General features: G+C 66.3%; 21 protein-coding genes. 12 read left to right on the top strand and 9 right to left on the bottom strand.

The features are described from left to right. Positions 1 to 58 precede the first annotated feature (58 nt). Positions 59 to 853, bottom strand: a complete 795-nt coding sequence (locus tag AmiPiv_RS12510; RefSeq protein WP_340037798.1) for a response regulator — start codon at positions 851 to 853, stop codon at positions 59 to 61. Positions 854 to 1,047: 194 nt separating this feature from the next. Between AmiPiv_RS12510 and AmiPiv_RS12505 the strand changes: the two genes are divergently transcribed. Both AmiPiv_RS12505 and AmiPiv_RS12500 read left to right on the top strand, forming a co-directional pair. Beyond that, positions 1,048 to 1,245, top strand: a complete 198-nt coding sequence (locus tag AmiPiv_RS12505; protein WP_340037797.1) for a NepR family anti-sigma factor — start codon at positions 1,048 to 1,050, stop codon at positions 1,243 to 1,245. Positions 1,246 to 1,251: 6 nt separating this feature from the next. Then, complete coding sequence (locus AmiPiv_RS12500) at positions 1,252 to 1,800, top strand: RNA polymerase sigma factor (protein WP_340037796.1); 549 nt, start codon at positions 1,252 to 1,254, stop codon at positions 1,798 to 1,800. Here AmiPiv_RS12500 and AmiPiv_RS12495 read toward each other — a convergent pair. Together AmiPiv_RS12495 and AmiPiv_RS12490 are read right to left on the bottom strand one after the other, a co-directional pair. Further along, positions 1,786 to 2,172 (bottom strand): response regulator, encoded by a 387-nt coding sequence (locus tag AmiPiv_RS12495; RefSeq protein ID WP_340037795.1) that lies wholly within the window; start codon positions 2,170 to 2,172, stop codon positions 1,786 to 1,788. The genes AmiPiv_RS12500 and AmiPiv_RS12495 overlap by 15 nt on opposite strands. Before the next feature lie 226 nt (positions 2,173 to 2,398). Continuing rightward, on the bottom strand, positions 2,399 to 3,511 hold the full coding sequence (locus tag AmiPiv_RS12490) for an AI-2E family transporter (RefSeq protein WP_340037794.1): 1,113 nt from the start codon (positions 3,509 to 3,511) through the stop codon (positions 2,399 to 2,401). Between the two features lie 123 nt (positions 3,512 to 3,634). Between AmiPiv_RS12490 and AmiPiv_RS12485 the strand changes: the two genes are divergently transcribed. Further along, on the top strand, positions 3,635 to 3,961 hold the full coding sequence (locus AmiPiv_RS12485; RefSeq protein ID WP_340037793.1) for a DUF883 family protein: 327 nt from the start codon (positions 3,635 to 3,637) through the stop codon (positions 3,959 to 3,961). 66 nt (positions 3,962 to 4,027) lie between these two features. Continuing rightward, positions 4,028 to 4,486, top strand: a complete 459-nt coding sequence (locus tag AmiPiv_RS12480) for a hypothetical protein (protein ID WP_340037792.1) — start codon at positions 4,028 to 4,030, stop codon at positions 4,484 to 4,486. On the opposite strand, the gene AmiPiv_RS12475 is transcribed toward AmiPiv_RS12480, so the two are convergent. Continuing rightward, positions 4,429 to 5,919, bottom strand: coding sequence for a sensor histidine kinase (locus tag AmiPiv_RS12475; protein ID WP_340037791.1), 1,491 nt, complete (start codon positions 5,917 to 5,919; stop codon positions 4,429 to 4,431). The two genes, AmiPiv_RS12480 and AmiPiv_RS12475, sit on opposite strands and share 58 nt — an antisense overlap. Before the next feature lie 348 nt (positions 5,920 to 6,267). On the opposite strand from AmiPiv_RS12475, the gene AmiPiv_RS12470 reads away from it, so the two are divergent. Beyond that, a complete protein-coding gene (locus AmiPiv_RS12470) occupies positions 6,268 to 7,161 on the top strand; it encodes a PRC-barrel domain-containing protein (RefSeq protein WP_340037790.1) in 894 nt (297 codons plus the stop codon). Positions 7,162 to 7,227: 66 nt separating this feature from the next. Here the strand turns inward: AmiPiv_RS12470 and AmiPiv_RS12465 are convergent, their stop codons facing one another. Beyond that, positions 7,228 to 8,784: an alkaline phosphatase family protein gene (locus tag AmiPiv_RS12465; RefSeq protein WP_340037789.1), complete on the bottom strand. Its 1,557-nt coding sequence runs from the start codon at positions 8,782 to 8,784 to the stop codon at positions 7,228 to 7,230. 230 nt (positions 8,785 to 9,014) lie between these two features. Between AmiPiv_RS12465 and AmiPiv_RS12460 the strand changes: the two genes are divergently transcribed. From AmiPiv_RS12460 to AmiPiv_RS12440, 5 genes are all read left to right on the top strand, one after another. After that, positions 9,015 to 9,947: a VOC family protein gene (locus AmiPiv_RS12460; RefSeq protein WP_340037788.1), complete on the top strand. Its 933-nt coding sequence runs from the start codon at positions 9,015 to 9,017 to the stop codon at positions 9,945 to 9,947. Positions 9,948 to 9,956: 9 nt separating this feature from the next. Next, positions 9,957 to 10,577: an alpha/beta hydrolase gene (locus AmiPiv_RS12455; RefSeq protein WP_340037787.1), complete on the top strand. Its 621-nt coding sequence runs from the start codon at positions 9,957 to 9,959 to the stop codon at positions 10,575 to 10,577. After that, a complete protein-coding gene (locus AmiPiv_RS12450) occupies positions 10,574 to 10,873 on the top strand; it encodes a GNAT family N-acetyltransferase (protein ID WP_340037786.1) in 300 nt (99 codons plus the stop codon). Before AmiPiv_RS12455 ends, AmiPiv_RS12450 begins: the two co-directional genes overlap by 4 nt. 148 nt (positions 10,874 to 11,021) lie before the next feature. Beyond that, a complete protein-coding gene (locus AmiPiv_RS12445; protein ID WP_340037785.1) occupies positions 11,022 to 11,597 on the top strand; it encodes a hypothetical protein in 576 nt (191 codons plus the stop codon). A gap of 188 nt (positions 11,598 to 11,785) precedes the next feature. Then, positions 11,786 to 12,559 (top strand): glucose 1-dehydrogenase, encoded by a 774-nt coding sequence (locus tag AmiPiv_RS12440; RefSeq protein WP_340037784.1) that lies wholly within the window; start codon positions 11,786 to 11,788, stop codon positions 12,557 to 12,559. 4 nt (positions 12,560 to 12,563) lie between these two features. On the opposite strand, the gene AmiPiv_RS12435 is transcribed toward AmiPiv_RS12440, so the two are convergent. Next, a complete protein-coding gene (locus AmiPiv_RS12435) occupies positions 12,564 to 14,651 on the bottom strand; it encodes a PAS domain S-box protein (protein WP_340037783.1) in 2,088 nt (695 codons plus the stop codon). Positions 14,652 to 14,681: 30 nt separating this feature from the next. Next, positions 14,682 to 15,461 carry a response regulator transcription factor gene (locus tag AmiPiv_RS12430; protein WP_340037782.1) on the bottom strand — a complete coding sequence of 260 codons (780 nt, stop codon included), beginning with the start codon at positions 15,459 to 15,461 and terminating at the stop codon, positions 14,682 to 14,684. A gap of 199 nt (positions 15,462 to 15,660) precedes the next feature. On the opposite strand from AmiPiv_RS12430, the gene AmiPiv_RS12425 reads away from it, so the two are divergent. Beyond that, a complete protein-coding gene (locus AmiPiv_RS12425; protein ID WP_340037781.1) occupies positions 15,661 to 16,377 on the top strand; it encodes a response regulator transcription factor in 717 nt (238 codons plus the stop codon). 22 nt (positions 16,378 to 16,399) lie between these two features. On the opposite strand, the gene AmiPiv_RS12420 is transcribed toward AmiPiv_RS12425, so the two are convergent. After that, positions 16,400 to 16,558, bottom strand: coding sequence for a hypothetical protein (locus AmiPiv_RS12420; protein WP_340037780.1), 159 nt, complete (start codon positions 16,556 to 16,558; stop codon positions 16,400 to 16,402). 293 nt (positions 16,559 to 16,851) lie between these two features. Further along, the gene (locus AmiPiv_RS12415) at positions 16,852 to 17,019 is read right to left on the bottom strand and encodes a hypothetical protein (protein WP_340037779.1); all 168 of its coding nucleotides are present in this window, start codon (positions 17,017 to 17,019) and stop codon (positions 16,852 to 16,854) included. Positions 17,020 to 17,366: 347 nt separating this feature from the next. Here AmiPiv_RS12415 and AmiPiv_RS12410 point away from each other — a divergent pair, with 347 nt between their 5' ends. Further along, positions 17,367 to 17,828 (top strand): L,D-transpeptidase, encoded by a 462-nt coding sequence (locus AmiPiv_RS12410; protein ID WP_340037778.1) that lies wholly within the window; start codon positions 17,367 to 17,369, stop codon positions 17,826 to 17,828. Positions 17,829 to 18,183: the final 355 nt, after the last annotated feature.

Below are 18,183 nucleotides of genomic sequence, written 5' to 3'. Positions count from 1 at the left end.
ATGCCTAAAAAACGTGCCGCCCCAGCGATTGGTTCCCCGGGCGGGCGGTAAAAAAAGCCTATGCGGCAGCTTTTGCTTGTCTGTCAAAGAACAATGCCTGGCTGATCAGCGCCTTCACCATTTCTGGGTTGAACGGCTTGGTGACGAGGAAGGCCGGCTCGGGCCGTTCGCCGGTGAGAAGGCGCTCGGGGAAGGCGGTGATGAAGATCACCGGCAAGGACCGCGAGGTCAGCATTTCGTTGACCGCGTCGATGCCCGAACTGCCATCGGCGAGCTGGATGTCGGCGAGGATCATCTTGGGATGCGTCCTGTGGAACAGCGCGGTGGCCTCCGTGCGGGTGCGGGCGGTGCCGACGACGCGGTGGCCGAGGCTTTCGACCATTTCCTCGATGTCCATCGCGATCAGCGGCTCGTCTTCGATGATCAGGATGTCGGTTGCTACCTGGCGCGAGATCTCGGTGCTGGCTTCCCGGAGCAGACGGTCGAATTCGTCGTCCTCGACGCCGAGGATCTCGGCTGCCTCGACTTCGGAAAAGCCTTCGACGGCAACCAGCAGGAAGGCCTGCCGCGGACGTGGGGCGACCGCTGCGAGATTGGCCGCGGCACGCTGCTCCCAGCCGGGCGACGCCGTCTCCTGGGGTATGCGGATGGAGACCGACGTGAAGAGGCGGGCAAACATCTGGTAGAGCGCTATGCGGTCATTGGAGGCCGTGGGGAATATCTCGATGTCGGCGATGATTGCCTCGAGCATTGCCGCGACCAGCGCATCACCGCTCTCCTGGGAGCCCGACACGGCGCGCGAAAAGCGGCGCAGATAGGGCAGATGCGGTGCAATTCGCGTGGAAAGGGTCATTTGTGGACGTCTCCCTCATGTGACGTTGCAGACCTTCGAAGAAAGCTTTCAACGTTTTGCCGTTGCGAAAGTTCCTCGCATGGAACCTATCCCGTTCCCGGGAGTTTGATGCAGAATTCGGGCGACCGGACAAGGCTGTCACGTGGCCCTGATTCTGGGTGACAGCCTGTCGGCACAAAGGGCAAAGCACGTAAATGACAAGGCAGACAAGTGGCGCACGAAACGCCCAGCCGAACCGTCGGGGCGACGGAGACCTTCTGGGAACCAATTCCGAGATCGGCCGAAAACTCAAGCAATATTACGATGAGCTCGTGTCCGACGACGTGCCGGACCGCTTCGCCCAGTTGCTGAGCCAGCTGGAAGAAGCCGAACCCGCACAGCAGAAGGACTGATCCCGCATGGCAGCCACATCCGGCTTCAAGGCCGACCTGCTCGCCGCGATCCCCGGCCTGCGCGCCTTCGCCATGTCGCTCTCGCAGAATGCCGACCGGGCCGACGACCTGGTGCAGGAGACCCTGGTCAAGGCATGGGACAAACAGGCGAGCTTCCAGCCGGGCACCAATCTCAAGGCCTGGCTCTTCACCATCCTGCGCAACGAATTCTATTCGCAGATGCGCAAGCGCGGGCGCGAGGTCCAGGACAGCGACGGCATCATGACGGCGCGCCTGGCCGTGCATCCGAGCCAGCCGGGGCGCCTCGACCTCGAGGACTTCCGCAAGGCGTTGGAACAGCTGCCGGAGGACCAGCGCGAGGCGATCATCCTGATCGGCGCTTCGGGCTTCTCCTACGAGGAGGCGGCCGAAATCTGCGGCTGCGCCGTCGGCACGATCAAGAGCCGCGTCAGCCGCGCCCGCAACCGGCTCCAGGAGATCCTCGATATTTCGGGCGAGGCGGATTACGGCCCCGACGCGATCGCGGCCCAGGTGATGGGTTCAACCGTCGGCTGACCGCCCGGCCGCGCCGCCGATGCTGGCGGCGACCGCGTCGACGAGTTCGGCCCCGGAATAGGGCTTGGTCACCAGCGCCACGCTGGGAAAGTTGGCGAAGATGTCGTCCTGACGGTCGTATCCAGAGGCAAAGACGAACGGCACGGCATTGGCCTGCAGGGCGCGGGCGAAATCAAGCGTGGATTCGCCGCCGAGCATGACGTCGATGATGGCCGCGTCATAGCGAAGGGGAGTGGTTTCGGCTTCCCGCAGATTGCCGGCAACGAAGACGTCCACGGCGCCGCTTTCGCGGCAAAGCTGCTCGACGTCCATGGCGATGATGGCCTCGTCCTCGAGCACAAGGATACGCAGTCCAGAAAGCTGGGAAGGCACGTCGCGGATACTCCGTGGAAGCGAATCAAACCATGGCGGCAGTCGCCGATGTTGTCATTTAAAAAAGACATCCCGGCCGAAGCGTGCGCGACCCCGGTGCCGGAACCTTCGGCGCAGCGCCCTGATCGACCACAGGCTGGTGCTGTGGGAGGTGACGGCTGCTGGCCTGATGCGGCTGGCCGGCTGGAGCGGCCTCGACGAAGGCGTGCGCCCGCTGCTCTGAGCCTCAGCGTACGTATTTGCGGTCGAGTTCGTCGACGCCCCAGTTCACGCCGGGCACGACGTTGCGGATCACGGCGTAGACGACCAGCAGCGCCGGAATGGCGATGAAGCCGCCGAGCGCACCCCACAGCCAGATCCAGAAGGCGAGCGCGAGCAGCACGATGAACGGGTTGAGGGTCATGGTCCTGCCGATGACCAGCGGCGTGACGAACTGTCCCTCGATGGTGTTGAGCGCGAGATAGAGCACCACCGGCAGGAGGCCGGCGCCGAGGCTGTCGAACTCGGCCATGCCGACGGCAAACAGCATCGCGACCATGATCAGGGGGCCGACGAAGGGGACGAAATTGGTGACGATGGCAAGCGCTGCCCACAGCGGCGCCGAGGGCACCCCCAGCAGCGCCAGGCCGATGCCGACTGCGACACCCTCGAGGATGTTGATGACGGTGATCGACACCAGGTATTGCGACACCAGCTGTTCGACGTCGCGAAAGATGTGGGCGACGCGCCAGCGCAGGCGGCGGTTGAAGCAGAGCCTCAGGATGGCCGTCCTGGTCTGATAGCGGGTGGCGACGAAGAAATAGAGGCTCGCAAGGAACAGCAGCACCTGGGCGATGTAGGCCGGAGCGAGCGCCGCCACCGTTTCGACGCTCATCCCGTCGTTGACCGAGACGGCGACGCCATCTTCGCCAGCCAGCTTGCGCAACTGGTCGCGCATCTCGCGCAGCGAATCGAGCGATCCCTTGAGGTCGGCCAACTGAATCGAGATCTGCGCCCAGATGTGAGGCAGGCGCTGCAGCCAGAAGCGAAGCGGCGAGGCCACGGCAAGCGCGAACGCGCCGACGCAGACGACAAAGACCAGCACGACGATGATCGCCGAGAGTGCCGGTGGGACACGCTTGCGCTCGAGGCGGACGGCGAGCGGACCGAGCATCAGCCCGATGACGATGCCGAGCCCGATCGGAGCAAGGATGAACTCTCCGGCGTGCAGCGCAAAGATCGCCGCGAGGAAACCGATGAAGATCGCCGAGACCTGCGAGCCGCGCACAAGCAGCAGCTCGAAGTTCGACTTTGGCGGCAGGCGGAGAATGGGCGCCTTCTTGACGGTACGGTTCGACATCTCGGCTTTTCATCCGAATGAGGCTGGAAAAACGTGTTTTGGTCGGCGATGGTTCCTGTCGGCAGGGAACCGAGCGTTGCATCGGGCGTTTCGCAACCAGCCAACGAACAGGAGCACGAGGTCATGGCGACAGCCGCTGGAAAAACCGGAAACGGAATGAAGTCGACGCCTGATCTCGAGGCTGACATCAAGCAACTGAGGGCCGACATCGAGGCGCTGGCCAAGCAACTGGCGAAGACCGGCGAGCACGGCTACGGCACGGCGAAGCGGGCTGCGCTGAAGGGCGCCGACGAACTGAAGACCCAGGGCGACGCGGCGATAGAAGCATTGCGCGCCAACGCCAGGGATATCGAGGACCAGGTGCTGACCAGCGTGCGCGAAAAGCCGGTGACGTCGCTGGCGATCGCCGCCGGTATCGGTTTCCTCGTCGCGCTTCTGGCGCGTCGCTAGAGCGGCGGGTACTCCGACGAATGCAGGTCAGCTGTTCTGGCTGTTTTTCTTAGACCCGGGGGCTTCATGCTGGCATCCTTTATCGCGGATCTCGCCGCGTCCGAGACGGCACTTTCACTGCGGCGGGCGCGACGTTCGGCCCTGGCGTATCTCGCCGCAGGGTTCGCGGCGCTGTGCGGCCTGGGGTTCCTCGTCGCCGCCGCCTTCATCTGGGCGGCGCGGACTTTTGGCGACATCGAGGCTGCCATCGGGTTCGGCGTCGGCCTGCTGGTGCTGGCCGGACTGATCCTGCTGCTGCACCGACTGCTCGCCGACATGCGGTCGCGCAACGACAGGCGCAGGCGCCGCTCCGAGCTGGCGACGCTCGGGATCGCGGCCGCGGCCGCGGTGGTGCCGTCGCTGCTGCGCAGCAAGGGTGGCATCGGCGCGCTGCTCGGCCCGCTCGTGGCGCTCGTCGCCTACCAGATCTACCGCGAGAACCGCGGACCCGCCGCCGCCGACGATGACGGCGTCTCGGGCGACTGAGCTTCCTGCCTGCCCATTTCCGACGCCAGCGGCATCGACACCTCTGCCCTGACGCCTTCCGGCAGGTACTCGTGACGGACCTCGCTGGAGATGACCTTGGCCAGGCCGCGGCGGATGAGGATGGAACCAAAACCGTGATGCGTCGGCGGCGTGACTTCCGGCCCGCCGCTTTCCGTCCAGTCGAGCACAAGGCGCCGCTCGCCCTTGCCGCCCTGGATCACCCACGAGACCGTCACACGCCCCGCAGGGACCGAGAGCGCGCCGTATTTCAGCGCATTGCTCGCCAGCTCATGCAGGACCAGCGCGAGACCCAGGGTCTGGTCGGGGTCGAGCAGCACGTCCTGGCCGGCGATCGAGATGCGCGGCGCATCCGCCTCGTCGAAGGGGGAAAGTTCGAGCCGCGCCAGCTCGCGGATGCCGATGCCGCGCCATTCGTGATCCGACAGCAGGCCGTGGGCGAGGCCGAGCGCGCGCAGGCGCTCGCTGAATGCGTCGAGGAACTGGCGCGGTTCGCGCGCGTGGCGCACGGTCTGCGAGGCCAGCGCCTGGACGGTGGCCAGAGTGTTCTTGACGCGGTGATTGAGCTCGCGCAGCAGCAGGCGCTGCCGTTCCTCGGCGGTGTGGCGCTCGGTGATGTCGTAGTTGACGCCGAAGACCAGCGTGGGCCTGCCCGCAGCGTCGCGCTCGACCACCCGGCCGCGGGCAGCGAGCCAGCGGGGCGGATCGATGCCCCTGACCCGGTATTCGCCCGAGTAGTCGTCGTTGCCCGCCAGCGCATCCCGGAAGGTCCTGCGAGTCCGCTCGACGTCGCGCCGGTCGATGGCCAAGACGATGTCGCGGGCCCGCATTCGCGTCGCCGGAGGCCGGTTGAACAGCCTGGGCAGCAGCATGTCGCATTCGACAATGCCGGTTTGCGGATCCCACACCCAGCTTGCCAGCTGCGCCGCCTCGAGCGCGAGCGCCCGGCGCGTCTCGGCGTGCATCAGCGCGGCCTCCGCTCGCGCGCCGGCGAGGGAGCGGTCGCGCAGAGCAAGCAGGCTGGACACCAGGGCGGCGATCGCCTCCAGCTGGTCGCGTGTCGCAGCCTCCGGCTCCGGACCTGCGATACGATCCAGGACGAGCAGGTTTCCCGCCGGGCGCCCCGGAACCGGCGTCTCGATGCGGAACGGGAATGGCGCGGGGAGGGCGGAGGCGCCTTCCGCCGCCAGGGTTGCCGCCTCGGCCGGCGTCAGGCCAAAGCTCGACACGACCGTCCAGCCGCCACTGTCGTCGGCCAACAGCAACAACGCCGCCGGCGTGTCCGCCACGGCGGCGGCCAGGCCGGTCAGCCTGTCCAGGTCGGGGTCGGGAACGCGGTCCGCCGCTTCCGGCGGGCGGTCTGCTTCGTCGTCGGCCGATCCCCCGCCGGTCGTTGCGTCGTCGTCTGTCGCCATCCCTCTCAGCCTCGCCGCCAAACTAGCTGGGCAGTGCGTGCTTGGAAAGTCTCGCCGGGATCGACGCGGGAACCAGGCCGCGATGCCGCCGCGTGGGTGGGCCGAATTCCATGGCCAGGTCATCGACCAGAACGCCGGGCAGATGACCAGCGCCCGGCTAACTCGGCAAATTCAAAAGGGTTTTGACGATCCGGCAGGCGTGCCGGACCAGATCGGGCGCAGCTTCGGGGCGGGAACCATGGCGCGCTCACGGCGTTGTGACCACGTTAAGGGGCCGCGCCGGACCCTTCCCGCAAAAGACCGGTCGAGGCGCGGCATGCATGAACACACGCACGAGGAGACGTTAACATGATCCGCAAACTCTTGGCTACGACGGCGGTCGTTGCGCTGCTGGGCGGCGGTGCCTTCGCCCAGGATACGACTGCTCCCGCACCGGCGCCTGCGCCGGCACCGACCGAAATGACCCCGGGGGCCTCGGAGGTGATCCCACGTGCTGACGGCTTGCTCGCCTCCAACATCATCGGCGAGACCGTGTACAACGGCACTGCGGAGGACGCCGAAAACATCGGCGACGTCAACGATCTGGTGCTGACGCCCGACGGCAAGGCCGATCAGCTTGTCATCGGCGTCGGCGGCTTCCTCGGCATCGGCGAGAAGAACGTGGCGATCGCGTTCAACGAGTTCGACTGGGCTGAGAAGGACGGCGACCGCTGGCTGGTCGTGCCGATGACCAAGGAACAGCTCGAGGCGCTGCCCGACTTCGACCGCCGTGGCTATGATCCGGCCCCGGCACCGGTCGCGGCAACCGAGCCGATGCCTTCGACCGATCAGACGGCCCAGGCGCCGGCCACGCCTGACGCGACCGCGACCGACCAGACCAAGACGACGTCCATCGACAAGTCGGCCCTGAAGCAGCTGCCGGCCACGGATGTCCGCTCAGAGGAGATGGTCGGCACGACGGTCTATGGCGCCGATGACGCCAATATCGGCGAGATCGGCGACATCGTGATGACCGCCGACGGCAAGGTCGACGCATATATCATCGATGTCGGGGGCTTCCTCGGCATGGGCGAGAAGAAGGTGGCCGTGGGCAGCGACAACCTTGCCTTCATGGTCGACCAGGACGGCAAGAAGTACCTGTACACGACCTTCACCAAGGAGCAGCTCGACAAGCAGCCGGCCTATGACGAAGCCAGCTGGGCCGAGAAGCGCGACGAGCAGCGGCTGATCATCACCCAGTAGATGCGGCGGCATCGGAGCCGGAAAGGCCCACCTGCGGGTGGGCCTTTCCGTTGGTGGGTCTTTCGTTCACGGCAGCCGCGCGAAATGTCCGACCGCGCCGCGTTCGGTCAGCTCGGACAAGGCGAGCGACTGGTCGAGCTGCTCCGCCCTCAAGGCAAGCAGCCGTTCGGCGAATTCCAGCCGCACCGGCAGCCAGGCCGGGTCCTCGGCCAGGTTGCGCGTCTCGCCGGGGTCGTTGGCGAGATCGTAGAGCAAGGGCGGAAGGCCGCCGGCGAAATGTACGTATTTGACCTTTTCGGTGCGGATCACGGCGAGGTTCAGGGCGCGCGAACCGAGCCCGAAATGGGCTTCGGTCGCGCCTTCGGCGACGGAGCGGAAGTCATAGGCCCAGTGCGCCGCGTCGCGCCAGGACGCGGGCGTCTCGCCGTCGAGGAACGGCCCGAGCGAGCGGCCGTCGAGATGCGGCTGCGCCGGGGCGCCGATGAGGTCGAGCAGCGTCGGCATGATGTCGACGGCTTCGCTGAAGCGGTCCACGGCGGTTCCGGCGGAGCGGTTGCGGCGCGGGTCGCGGATGATCAGCGGGATGTGGTAGCTGCCGTCGAACCAGCCGCCCTTGCCGAGCATGAAGTGGTCGCCCATCATCTCGGCATGGTCGGAGGTGAGGATGACGACGGTGTCGTCCCAGGCGCCGGCGGCCTTGATGCCCTGCCAGATGCGGCCGAGCTGGGAATCGACCTCGGAGATCATGCCATAGTAGAGCGCGCGGATGGTGCGGAACTCTTCCTCGCTCCAGTCGCCGACCTTGCCCGAAGCGCCGGGGACGAAGCTCGACTTCTTCTGGTGATGGGCGAGATGATAGGCGAGGAACGGGTGGCTCGCCGCCTCGTCCTGCAGGCTCGCGGCGCGCTGGTAGGCCGGGCCTTCGGCCGGATCATACAGGGTGTTGAACGGCGCGGGCACGATGAAGGGCGGGTGCGGGCTGAGGAACGAGACATGGGCGAACCAGGGCTCGCCCGCGTCCTGCTCGCCCAGCCAGCGCAGGAACTCGCCGGCGAGGAAGGCGGCGGGGGTCTCGTCCTTCGAATAGACCGGCACCGCGTTGCTGACCTCGGGGGCGTCGCGATCGGCCGGTCGGTGGATGTCGGGGAAGCCGGCGGAGGAATCGACGCCGCGCGCGGCGAGCCAGGACAACCAGGCCTTCTGGTGCTCGGGCAGCAACTGGCGCGTGGTGAAGCCCGGCAGGACGCCTTCATAGGTTCGCAGGAACGGGTCGCCAGGCGCGCGGCCGCGCGGGTCGGGCGAGACATCGGTGTAGCCGAACAGCGTCGGGTCGTAGCCGACGTGGCGGGCGGCGCGGGCGATGTTGTCGTGGCGGTTGTCCATCGGCGTGCCGTTGCGGCAGACGCGATTGTTCGCCTGGTGGAGGCCGGTGTAGAGGCAGGCGCGCGCCGGCGAGCACGGGGCGGCGCCGGCATAGTGGCGGCGGAACAGCACGCCCTCGGCGGCAAGCGCGTCTGCATTCGGCGTCCTCACCACCGGATGGCCGACCGCCGACAGGCTGTCGCCACGCCACTGGTCGCAGGTGATGAGAAGAATGTTCGGCCGTCCGCCCTTGTGTACCAAGCTCGCCCCCGGAGTTCGAAATGGCGGCCAAGGAAGCCGGTTTCAGGGGCAGGCGCAAGCGCCTTCGTGCAGCCAGAAGCCATGCCAAATAATGTGAACGAATAGGCTCCTATTGTTCACTGATCGAGCACAGATCATTGCGTGACCGGCCACTATGCCGCGACGGATGACGGGCCCATATTCGGCCCAACAGAGCGGCAGGGGCCGCGGCAAGCGAAAGGAGCAAGACGATGCTCAACCAGATCAAGGGCCTGCACCACGTCACTTCGATGGCCAAGGACGCCGCCGAGAACAACCAGTTCTTCACCCACAAGCTCGGCCTGCGCCGGGTCAAGAAGACGGTCAATTTCGACGCGCCGGACGTCTACCACCTCTATTATGCCGACGAGGTCGGCACGCCCGGTTCGGTGATGACCTATTTTCCGTTCCCCAACATCGGCAAGGGCCGGCCGGGCGTCGGCGAGGTGGGCACCACGGTGTTCTCCGTTCCCGAAGGCACGCTGCCGTTCTGGGAGCAGCGCTTCGCCGAACAGGGCGTGACCGGCCTGTCGCGCGACGAGAGTTTCGGCGAGAAGCGTCTCAACTTCGCCGGTCCCGACGGCGACGGTTTTGCCCTGGTCGAAGCCAAGGGTGACGAGCGTGCGCCCTGGGTCAAGGGCGGCGTCGCCAACGACGAGGCGATCCGCGGCTTCCATTCTGCGACGCTCAGGCTGCGTGACGGCGGCGCGACCGAGGAACTGCTGAAGTTCATGGGCTACGAGGAGGTCGACACGTCCGGCAACATCAAGCGGCTTGCGGTGAAGGACGGCAACGGCGCCGACTTCATCGACATCGAGACGCTGCCGGGGGCGTCCTTCGCCGGCCTCGGCGCGGGTTCGGTGCATCACATCGCATTCGCGGTGGAGAACCGGGCCAGACAGCTCGAGGTGCGCAAGGCGCTGATGGACACGGGCTACCAGGTGACGCCGGTGATCGACCGCGACTACTTCTGGGCGATCTATTTCCGCACCCCCGGCGGCGTGCTGTTCGAGGTGGCGACCAACGAGCCCGGCTTCGACCGCGACGAGGACACCGCCCATCTCGGCGAGGCCCTGAAGCTGCCGACACAGCATGCGCATCTGCGCGACTATCTCGAAAAGACCCTGCAGCCGCTGGGCGACTGAGGAGGAAAGATGAGCAAGGACGCATATATCCACAGGCTGCTGCCCGGCGAGCCGGGCAGCCCGCTGGTCTTTGCATTGCACGGCACCGGCGGCGACGAGAACCAGCTCATCGGCTTCGGGCGCGAGCTGGTGCCGGGGGCGACGGTGGTGTCGCCGCGCGGCGACGTCTCGGAAATGGGCGCGGCGCGCTTCTTCCGCCGCACCGGCGAGGGCGTCTACGACATGGACGACCTGACAAGGGCCACCGCCAAGATGGCCGGCTTCGTCGCGGCGCATGTCGAGGCGGCGAAGCCTTCGCAGGTTTTCGCGCTCGGCTATTCCAACGGCGCCAATATCCTGGCCTCGGTGCTGTTCGCGGCGCCGGACAGGTTCGACGCTGTTGCGCTGATGCACCCGCTGATCCCGTTTGCGCCCGAGATCGACGGCAGCCTGGCGGGCAGGCGCGTGCTGATCACCGCCGGGCGGCGCGACCCGATCTGTCCGCCGGACCTCACCAGCCGCCTCGACGCCTACCTGCGAGACGCGGGTGCCGACGTCAGGCTGGAATGGCATGAAGGCGGGCACGAAGTGCGCCCCAACGAAATCGAGGCGGCGAAGCGCTTCTTCGCCAGCAAGGAGCAGGGACAATGACCGAGGAACTTCCGACGATCGAACTCGAGGATCGTGGCAGCAAGGGGCGCTATGTCATCCGCGGAGCCGGCGGGGCCGAGGCCGAGATGACCTTCACCACCGTCAGCGAGCACCTGTTCATCATCGACCATACCGAGGTGCCCGATGCATTCCGGGGCCAGGGGGCCGGCCTCAGGCTGGTGACGCGGGCAGTCGAGGACGCGCGTGCCGCCGGCAAGAAGATCATCCCGCTCTGCCCGTTTGCCGCCGCGCAGTTCCGCCGCCATCCGGAATGGGCCGACGTGCTGAAGAGTTGAAGCGCTCGCGCGGCTACACGAGGAAAGGGCCGGTGCGGCAACCGCATCGGCCCTTTCGTTTTGTTCGGTTCGCCGCGATCGAGCAGGTAACTTGTTACCAAACGGAAACTCTACCCCTTGCCGCCGCAGGGATGCGCAAGCCGCTCAGATGACTGATCTTTCGGTAAAAATGACCGAACTGGCAGTAGTGTTGACCGTTTTTGACGTTTTATCCTTTGTTTCATTAGTGCGGGCTCATCAGCATCGGGCCGTTACAAAGTTCGATTATTTTCATTTCAACAGGAGAACGAAATTCAACGAAAAGGCGAGACCGATGACCGGCTCCAAGCAAGTTTCCGAATTCGACCGCCAGTTCCAGCCGCGCTCGCGCGTCAACCGCCGGCCAAGCCTGGCCATCCGCCAGCGGGCGAACGAACATCCGATGATGATGTTCAGCGTGTTCGTATTCGCCTCGCTGACGTCGATGGCCCTGGCGCCGGCCAACGGCCCGGCCTTCGCCTCCATGGGCCCGGCGCCGCGCCTCGTCGAGGGCGCGCGCACGACCGCCAAGACCGACCGCCTGCCGCTGTCTGAAACCGACATCGCCTGCCAGGGGCAGGCCTGGGGCAGCGAGAGCGAGGCTTGCCTCGTCGCCATCGCCGAGGACGCCGGGATGCGCGAGCCGCGCAAGGTGCGGCTGATCGCCAGCGCCGAGCCGGTGCACACGGCCCCGAACATATTCTAGACGGCGGCCGACCCGCCGCATCTTTCCCTGCCGCGCATCCCTATCCTCCAGCGCGTACCTCCCCCCGCGGCCATGACCCCGCGGGGGGCTTTTTTTGCGGTTCGGCACGGGCGGGTTTAGTCCCTTGGGACGATGCCCGGCCGGCGCGCGGCAAGCGATGCTGCGGCCCTGGCAGGGAGGAGTTCGCCATGGGCCGCGTCGCAGGAAAAATCGCCATCGTCACGGGCGCGGCCTCGGGCATGGGCGAGGCGACGGCGCGGCTGCTGGCGCGCGAGGGCGCCGCCGTCGTGATCAGCGACCTGCAGGCGGAGAAGGGGCGGCTGGTGGCCGAGGCCATCGAGGCCGCCGGCGGGCGCAGCCTCTATGTCGCCCATGACGTGACCTCGGAGAAGGGCTGGCAGGCGATGATCGCGACAACGCTCGACACCTTCGGTGGGCTCCATATCCTGGTCAACAATGCCGGCGTCGGCGCGCCGTTCGGTTCGGTCGAAGACCTCGGCCTCGACGATTGGCGCAAGGTCATGTCGGTCAACATGGAAGGCGTGTTCCTCGGCACCAAATACGGCATCGAGGCCATGCGCAAGACCGGCCAGGGCGGCTCGATCGTCAACTTCTCCTCGACCATGGGCATCGTCGGCAGCCCCTCGACGGCCGCCTATGTGGCGAGCAAGGGCGGGGTCAAGCTGTTCACCAAGTCGGCGGCGCTGCACTGCGCCAAGGAGCGCTACGGCATCCGCGTCAATTCGGTGTGCCCCGGATGGATCCGCACACCGATGTCGTCGGGCGCGCTCGACAAGCTGGCGGCAAGCGGCGAGGCCAACAAGGCGATCGAACTCACGCCGCTCGGCCGCGTCGGCGAGCCGGACGACGTCGCCTATGGCGTGATCTATCTCGCCTCGGACGAAGCGGGTTTCGTCACCGGAACCGAGCTGGTGATCGACGGCGGCTACACCGCCCAGTAGCGCCTCACCCGGCGCCGGAAACCTGCTCGCTCACGGCACTCAGCGCACTGCGCACGTCGAAGGTGCTGAACGGCTTTTCGAGGATGTGCGGCCTGAGGCTCGCGGGCAACTGCTCGATCTCGGCCTTGGCGCCGATAAGGTCGCCGGTCACCAGCACGAAACGCTGCGCCATCTCCGGCCGCTTGGCGACGATCTCGCGCAGGATGGTGATGCCGCTGCGGTCGGGCATGCGCAGGTCGGAGAAGACGATGTCGACGGCGCCTTCGCCCAGCGCGTCCGCCATCGAGGTCCAGGTCGACACGATGCGCGCCTTGACGCCCATGAGCTCGAGGATGTCGGACAGCGATCCGGCGACGTCGGGCTCGTCGTCGATGATGACGGCATGGCGCAGGCCGCTCGACTTCGGCGCGCTCTCGGCGATTGCGTACCGGTCGGCGCCCATGGCCGGCAATTCGACGAGGAAGCGTGCGCCGGTGGGCTCGGCGGGCTCGAACCAGATGCGGCCGTTGTGGCGGTCGACGATCGACTTCGAGATGGACAGGCCGATGCCGGTGCCGACGCCGATCGGCTTGGTGGTGAAATAGGATTCGAAGACGCGGCCGCGGATTTCCTCGGCGATGCCCGGGCCGCTGTCCTCGACCGAGAAACCGGCGCCGCCGCCGGCGGTACGGAAGGTGCGGACCTGGATGATCCTGTCGCCGCTGATGCCGGCGAGCGCGTGCTGGCTGTTGACCAGGAAATTGGCCGCCACCTGGGTCATGTGGTCGGCGTCGGCCATCACCATCAGCGGACCCGCCGCGAATTCGGTGTCGATGCCGATGCCGCTCGAACGGGCTCCGTAGGCGGTGACTTCGAGGGCTGCGCGCACCACCTGGTTGAGATCGGTCTCGGCCTGGGTGGTGGGATGCAGGCGAACCATACCGAGGAAACTCTTGACGATGCGGCCACAGCGCTCGGCGGCGGCGCGCACCTTCTCGGCCCTCAACTTGGTCTGGGTGTCGGACGCGAATTCGTGCAGCAGCGTCGACTGGGCGACGACTACGGCGAGCGGGTTGTTGAGCTCGTGCGAGACGCCGGCGAGCAGGGATCCCATCGCCGCCATCTTCTCGTTCTGGTGCAGCCTTTCGCGCTGGCGGTTGATCTCCTCCTCGGCACGATGCTTCTCCCGGAGGTCGCGGATCGAGCCGAAGAACAGCCGCCGGTCGGCCAGCCGCATCTCGTTGGCGGTCAGCTCGATGGGGATGATCTCGCCGGCGGCGTTCTGGGTAACGGTTTCGAGGCGCTGGCCGACCATCGGCGCGCCGCGCCCGGCCATGTAGTCGGCGCCGTTGCAATAGCCCTTGCGGTAGTAGGAGGGGATGACGGTGTCGAGCAGGTCCTTGCCGAGGATCTCGTCGCGGCTCCAGCCGTACATCTTCTCGGCGGCGGGGTTGAACTCGATGATCGAGCCGGTCTCGTCGATCACCATGATGGCGTCGAGCGACGACTGCAGCATCGTACGCCGGATGATCTCGCTGACATGATATTCGGACTGCGAACGCTCGACGGCGTCGCCAAGGGCGGCGGCGATGATCTCGAGCGCGGCGACCTCGTCGTCGGTCCATTCGCGCTCCATGACGCAGTCGTTGACGGCGAGCGTACCCCAGAGATGGCCGTGCGCGGACAAGGCCACCGAGAGGAAGGACTTGATGTGCTGGTTCTCGAAATCCGTGCGCAGGAATCCGGTGAGGTCGCGCGTGAGGCCGGCGAACATCTTGCCCTGCCGGCCTTCCTCGGCGAGCCGCTCGAGCAGCGGGTCGGAATCGACGATGGCCTGGTTGATGGTCGTCGGCGGCGCCGCGATCTCGTCGATGTTGGGGTCGACCCAGTAGGCGGCGATGGATTGGGCAAATCCCTGACCGGGCAGGTCGCGCAGCCTGAACAGGATGGCCCTGTGGCCGGCGAAGGCGGCGGCGAGGCATTCGAGGATACGGTCGATCTCGAGCTGCCAGTCCGGCGCCTGGCGGAGCCGGCGCACGATCTGGGCCGCCACCAGGGTCGGGCTCGGCGTCCCCGACGGATTGTCGGTGCGTGAGACGGTCAACAAGGTCATCGCGGAATCCTGACGGAACCTCGGCCTGCGTCAGTTAGCTTCGCTGCCGGGCAGCGAAAAGATATAGCCTTCGCCGCGCACGGTGCGCAAAAACTTCGGGTTCGACGGGTCGTCCTCGATCTTCTTCCTGAGCCGCATGATGCGGATGTCGACGGCGCGCGAGGATTCCGGGTCCTCGGCGAAACCGATGGCCTCCGAGATCGTGGTGCGGCTGAGCAACCGGTTGGGCCGGGTCAGGAAGACCTCGAGCATGTCGAACTCGCTCTTGGCCATGTCGACCACGGCGCCGCCGTTGCCGGTCACCAGGCGACCGTCGAGATCGGCATGGAACGGGCCGAAGGCGATGGTGCGGCGCGGCTGTTGCGCGGCCTGCAATGCCTGCCGGAAGCTTTCGGGCTGCGGCACGCGGCGCAGCACGCTGCGCACGCGGGCAAGCAGTTCGCGCAGCTCGTAGGGCTTGACCATGTAGTCGTCGGCGCCGAGCTCCAGGCCGACGATGCGGTCGAGCGCGGTGCCTGCGGCGGTGGCGTAGATGATGCCGATGGGCATCCTGGCGCGCAGCCAGCGGCCGAGCGACAGTCCGTCCTCGCCGGGCATGGCGATATCGAGGATCGCAAGGTGGAAGGATTCGGTGTCGATGAGGGCGCGCAGGGCGGCGGCGTCCTCGACGGCGGTCACGTCGAAACCGTTCGCGCCGAGATATTCGGCGACGGCATCCCTCAGGTCGGGCTCGTCCTCGACAATGACTATCCGAGCGCGCAGTTTCGTCTCGCCTCCGCTACCGGCGGAAAGTAGATTGGGTATAAACATGATGTCCAGTGATGATTTGGCGTGGGCAGTTGCTAAGGGAAGGGCGGCTCGTTAGGGACGAGCGAAAGCTTCGGGCGGTGCGTTCGGGGATCCATCCCCGACCGAGCGCGTCGCGCGGCATCTTCTTGCCCCTGCAAGCGCCGACCAGGCCGCTGCGGCAAGCAATGATTGCACTGATGTTGAAGTCCCGGATGACCTCATGGCTGGAAGATCGGTCGTAGCGCTCGTTGCCATCGCGGAGGTCGTCGCCTCCGACCTCGCCGATCATCTCGACCGGCGCGGCCATGACGTGCGCACGGCGCGGCGGCTGTGGGAGGCGGAATCGCTGCTTTCGGCCAAGGGGCTGGACGTCGTGGTGGTGGGCGACGGCCTGACCCCGGCCGAGGGGCGGGACCTGTTGCGCACCTTCGGCGGCCAGGGCGGGCCGGCCTTCGTGCTGATCTGCCGCCCGACCGAACTGGTCGACAAGGTGCTGGGGCTGGAACTGGGGGCCGCCGATGTCGTGGAGAGCCCCATCAATGTGAGGGAGCTCGCCGCGCGAATCGGCGGCCTTCTCGCGCGCCGGGGACGCGGCACGCAGGAACTGGTGGTGCTGGAGAACTCGACCGTCGACCTGCGCTCGGCGCTGGTCATGCACGCCTCGGGCGAGGAGGAGCAGCTGTCGCCGGGTCAGATCGCCCTGCTCAAGCTGTTCCTGTCGCGACCGCGCAAGGTGCTTACCCGCGACGACATCATGGCGGCGGCGCCGGCCGAAAATGCCGACGCCTTCGACCGCTCGATCGATTCGCGCATCGTGCGCCTGCGCCGCAAGCTCGACACGGAGAGCATCATCACCATCCGCGGAGCCGGCTACAGATTCGATCCGCCCGTCAGCGCGCCGCCGCGCCGGCCGGAGCCATCCGAAAGCCAGGAGTGACGGCGCGCTGTCGTCCAAGGTGTCAACGCCCGAAGGGCGATGGCGCGGGCGCGGCCCTCTGGACGACCGGGCCGGTGTCGGCTCCGTCCTTCAGGACGACGCTGGCTGCGCCGGCGAACCCAAGCAGGCCCTGGGCATAGAGCAGGGCCGAAAGTACCGATGCCGCGCGATTTCTGTTCATGTCCGTCCCGCTCCTGACTTGTGCTTCATTCTGGAGCAGAGAGCATTCCGACGAATGCAGTTCCGCCGCTCCGGCGGTTGTTGTTGGCTGCATTTTGCAACGCCAGCCGATCCGTCCGGCTGCGAAATGCTCCAGCGATCCGACTGATCGGGTCCCGCGCCGCTGACCTGCCCTCGACGGCGCGGGTACCCGATCCTCGCTGCGCAGAGCGCGCGAGACTCTGCGTACCGCCGCCGGTACGAAACCGGACCGCCCACGCCCATGGACCCCGCGGCAACGCAGTCAGACGAAATTCACATCGTTCCGGCGAGAACGGCGCCGGTCGACGAGGCAAGCCCCGCCGACAATTCCGCCGCAATGGCGTTGCCGTGGTCGGCCAGGATGCCGATCCCTGTCAGAATCGCCGTAGCGACGCCCACCCGCAGGAACCAGATCGCAGCCAACCGTTTCGCGCCGCCCATCCAACCTTCACTATGTTCGTTTCGCAAATTCAATCTGGGTTGCCGCTGTATCGGGAAGATGCCGCCGAAAGCCGTTCGGCGGCTGTGAATGTTTCAATGCTGTTTCGATCGCCTCCATGAGGCTGCGGCATTGGCGGCAGAATGCTTGCCCTATTGCAGGAGAGCCCGCCGGCATGACGGCGAAGCTGTGTTTGGCGCGGTGATGTGAATTCGTCCCACCCTCATTTAGAAACAATAATGAAACAAGAATGATTGCTAAACGAAATTAGAGCGAAACAAGAAGCTGCCAAAAAAGGCCCCGTTGCGAAACACATTCCGGCCGGCGAGATCGGCCTTGGGGGGCTGCCATGAACATCCAACTGAAAGGGAAGCTTATCAACCTTGTCGCGATCGCCATCACCGGAGCGGCGCTGCTCGTCGGTGCGGGGCAGGGCGCGGCCCAGGCCGCAAGCCAGGTCGTTGCGCGCGTGTCGATCGGCCAGCAGACGATGCATGTGATGGTCGACGGACGCCTCGCCTATGTGTGGAAGGTCTCGACGGCGGGCCGGGGCTATGTGACGCCGACCGGCTCGTTCAAGCCGACGCGCATGCACGAGATGTGGTATTCGCGCAAATACGACAATGCCCCCATGCCGCATTCCATCTTCTTCAAGGGCGGCTACGCGGTGCATGCGACAAACCAGATCGGCCGCCTTGGCCGGCCGGCTTCGCACGGATGCGTGCGACTGCACCCCGACAACGCCGCCGATCTCTACCAGCTGGTCCAGACCTTCGGTCCGAAGAACACCAGCATCGTCATCGTAAGGTAGTCCGCGACGCCCATCGAGGTGTCGTGCAAGCGCCTGCCCGAGCCGTCGGCTCGCGGCGGGCGCTTTTCTTTTCCGCGCCGGCAAACGCCTTGGAGCAGCTTCGGCGAGCAGCCGCGGTGGTGTTTGCACGGCAGTGCACAATCTTCGTCTGTTTACCTGCAGGGCGGTCGATTTCATTAGTCGGAAAACTGAATATGCGGCAGTTTCAAACATTTCCCATTGTTTTGCACGCCTGTGCAAATTTTTGCCGAATCCCGATTGACACGGACATGCCGGCAATGGAATGAATATGCCAACAGGCGCGGCTAGGCGCCGGCCGCCCGAGGAGGGGCGGAGCGCCGAGGGGCGACGATCG

Origin of the sequence: Aminobacter sp. Piv2-1 (assembly GCF_037625995.1) — a bacterium.
Classification (GTDB): Bacteria; Pseudomonadota; Alphaproteobacteria; order Rhizobiales; family Rhizobiaceae; genus Aminobacter.
The sequence above is the reverse complement of the archived record's forward strand: the minus strand, read 5'-3'. Positions and strand labels throughout refer to the sequence as shown.

Bases quoted from the DNA above. Each gene is read 5' to 3' on its own strand.
- AmiPiv_RS12510 (WP_340037798.1), bottom strand. From the start codon at position 853: ATGACCCTTTCCACGCGAATTGCACCGCATCTGCCCTATCTGCGCCGC.
- AmiPiv_RS12505 (WP_340037797.1), top strand. From the start codon at position 1,048: ATGACAAGGCAGACAAGTGGCGCACGAAACGCCCAGCCGAACCGTCGG.
- AmiPiv_RS12500 (WP_340037796.1), top strand. From the start codon at position 1,252: ATGGCAGCCACATCCGGCTTCAAGGCCGACCTGCTCGCCGCGATCCCC.
- AmiPiv_RS12490 (WP_340037794.1), bottom strand. From the start codon at position 3,511: ATGTCGAACCGTACCGTCAAGAAGGCGCCCATTCTCCGCCTGCCGCCA.
- AmiPiv_RS12485 (WP_340037793.1), top strand. From the start codon at position 3,635: ATGGCGACAGCCGCTGGAAAAACCGGAAACGGAATGAAGTCGACGCCT.
- AmiPiv_RS12480 (WP_340037792.1), top strand. From the start codon at position 4,028: ATGCTGGCATCCTTTATCGCGGATCTCGCCGCGTCCGAGACGGCACTT.
- AmiPiv_RS12475 (WP_340037791.1), bottom strand. From the start codon at position 5,919: ATGGCGACAGACGACGACGCAACGACCGGCGGGGGATCGGCCGACGAC.
- AmiPiv_RS12470 (WP_340037790.1), top strand. From the start codon at position 6,268: ATGATCCGCAAACTCTTGGCTACGACGGCGGTCGTTGCGCTGCTGGGC.
- AmiPiv_RS12460 (WP_340037788.1), top strand. From the start codon at position 9,015: ATGCTCAACCAGATCAAGGGCCTGCACCACGTCACTTCGATGGCCAAG.
- AmiPiv_RS12455 (WP_340037787.1), top strand. From the start codon at position 9,957: ATGAGCAAGGACGCATATATCCACAGGCTGCTGCCCGGCGAGCCGGGC.
- AmiPiv_RS12450 (WP_340037786.1), top strand. From the start codon at position 10,574: ATGACCGAGGAACTTCCGACGATCGAACTCGAGGATCGTGGCAGCAAG.
- AmiPiv_RS12445 (WP_340037785.1), top strand. From the start codon at position 11,022: ATGACTGATCTTTCGGTAAAAATGACCGAACTGGCAGTAGTGTTGACC.
- AmiPiv_RS12440 (WP_340037784.1), top strand. From the start codon at position 11,786: ATGGGCCGCGTCGCAGGAAAAATCGCCATCGTCACGGGCGCGGCCTCG.
- AmiPiv_RS12435 (WP_340037783.1), bottom strand. From the start codon at position 14,651: ATGACCTTGTTGACCGTCTCACGCACCGACAATCCGTCGGGGACGCCG.
- AmiPiv_RS12430 (WP_340037782.1), bottom strand. From the start codon at position 15,461: ATGTTTATACCCAATCTACTTTCCGCCGGTAGCGGAGGCGAGACGAAA.
- AmiPiv_RS12425 (WP_340037781.1), top strand. From the start codon at position 15,661: ATGGCTGGAAGATCGGTCGTAGCGCTCGTTGCCATCGCGGAGGTCGTC.
- AmiPiv_RS12420 (WP_340037780.1), bottom strand. From the start codon at position 16,558: ATGAACAGAAATCGCGCGGCATCGGTACTTTCGGCCCTGCTCTATGCC.
- AmiPiv_RS12415 (WP_340037779.1), bottom strand. From the start codon at position 17,019: ATGGGCGGCGCGAAACGGTTGGCTGCGATCTGGTTCCTGCGGGTGGGC.
- AmiPiv_RS12410 (WP_340037778.1), top strand. From the start codon at position 17,367: ATGAACATCCAACTGAAAGGGAAGCTTATCAACCTTGTCGCGATCGCC.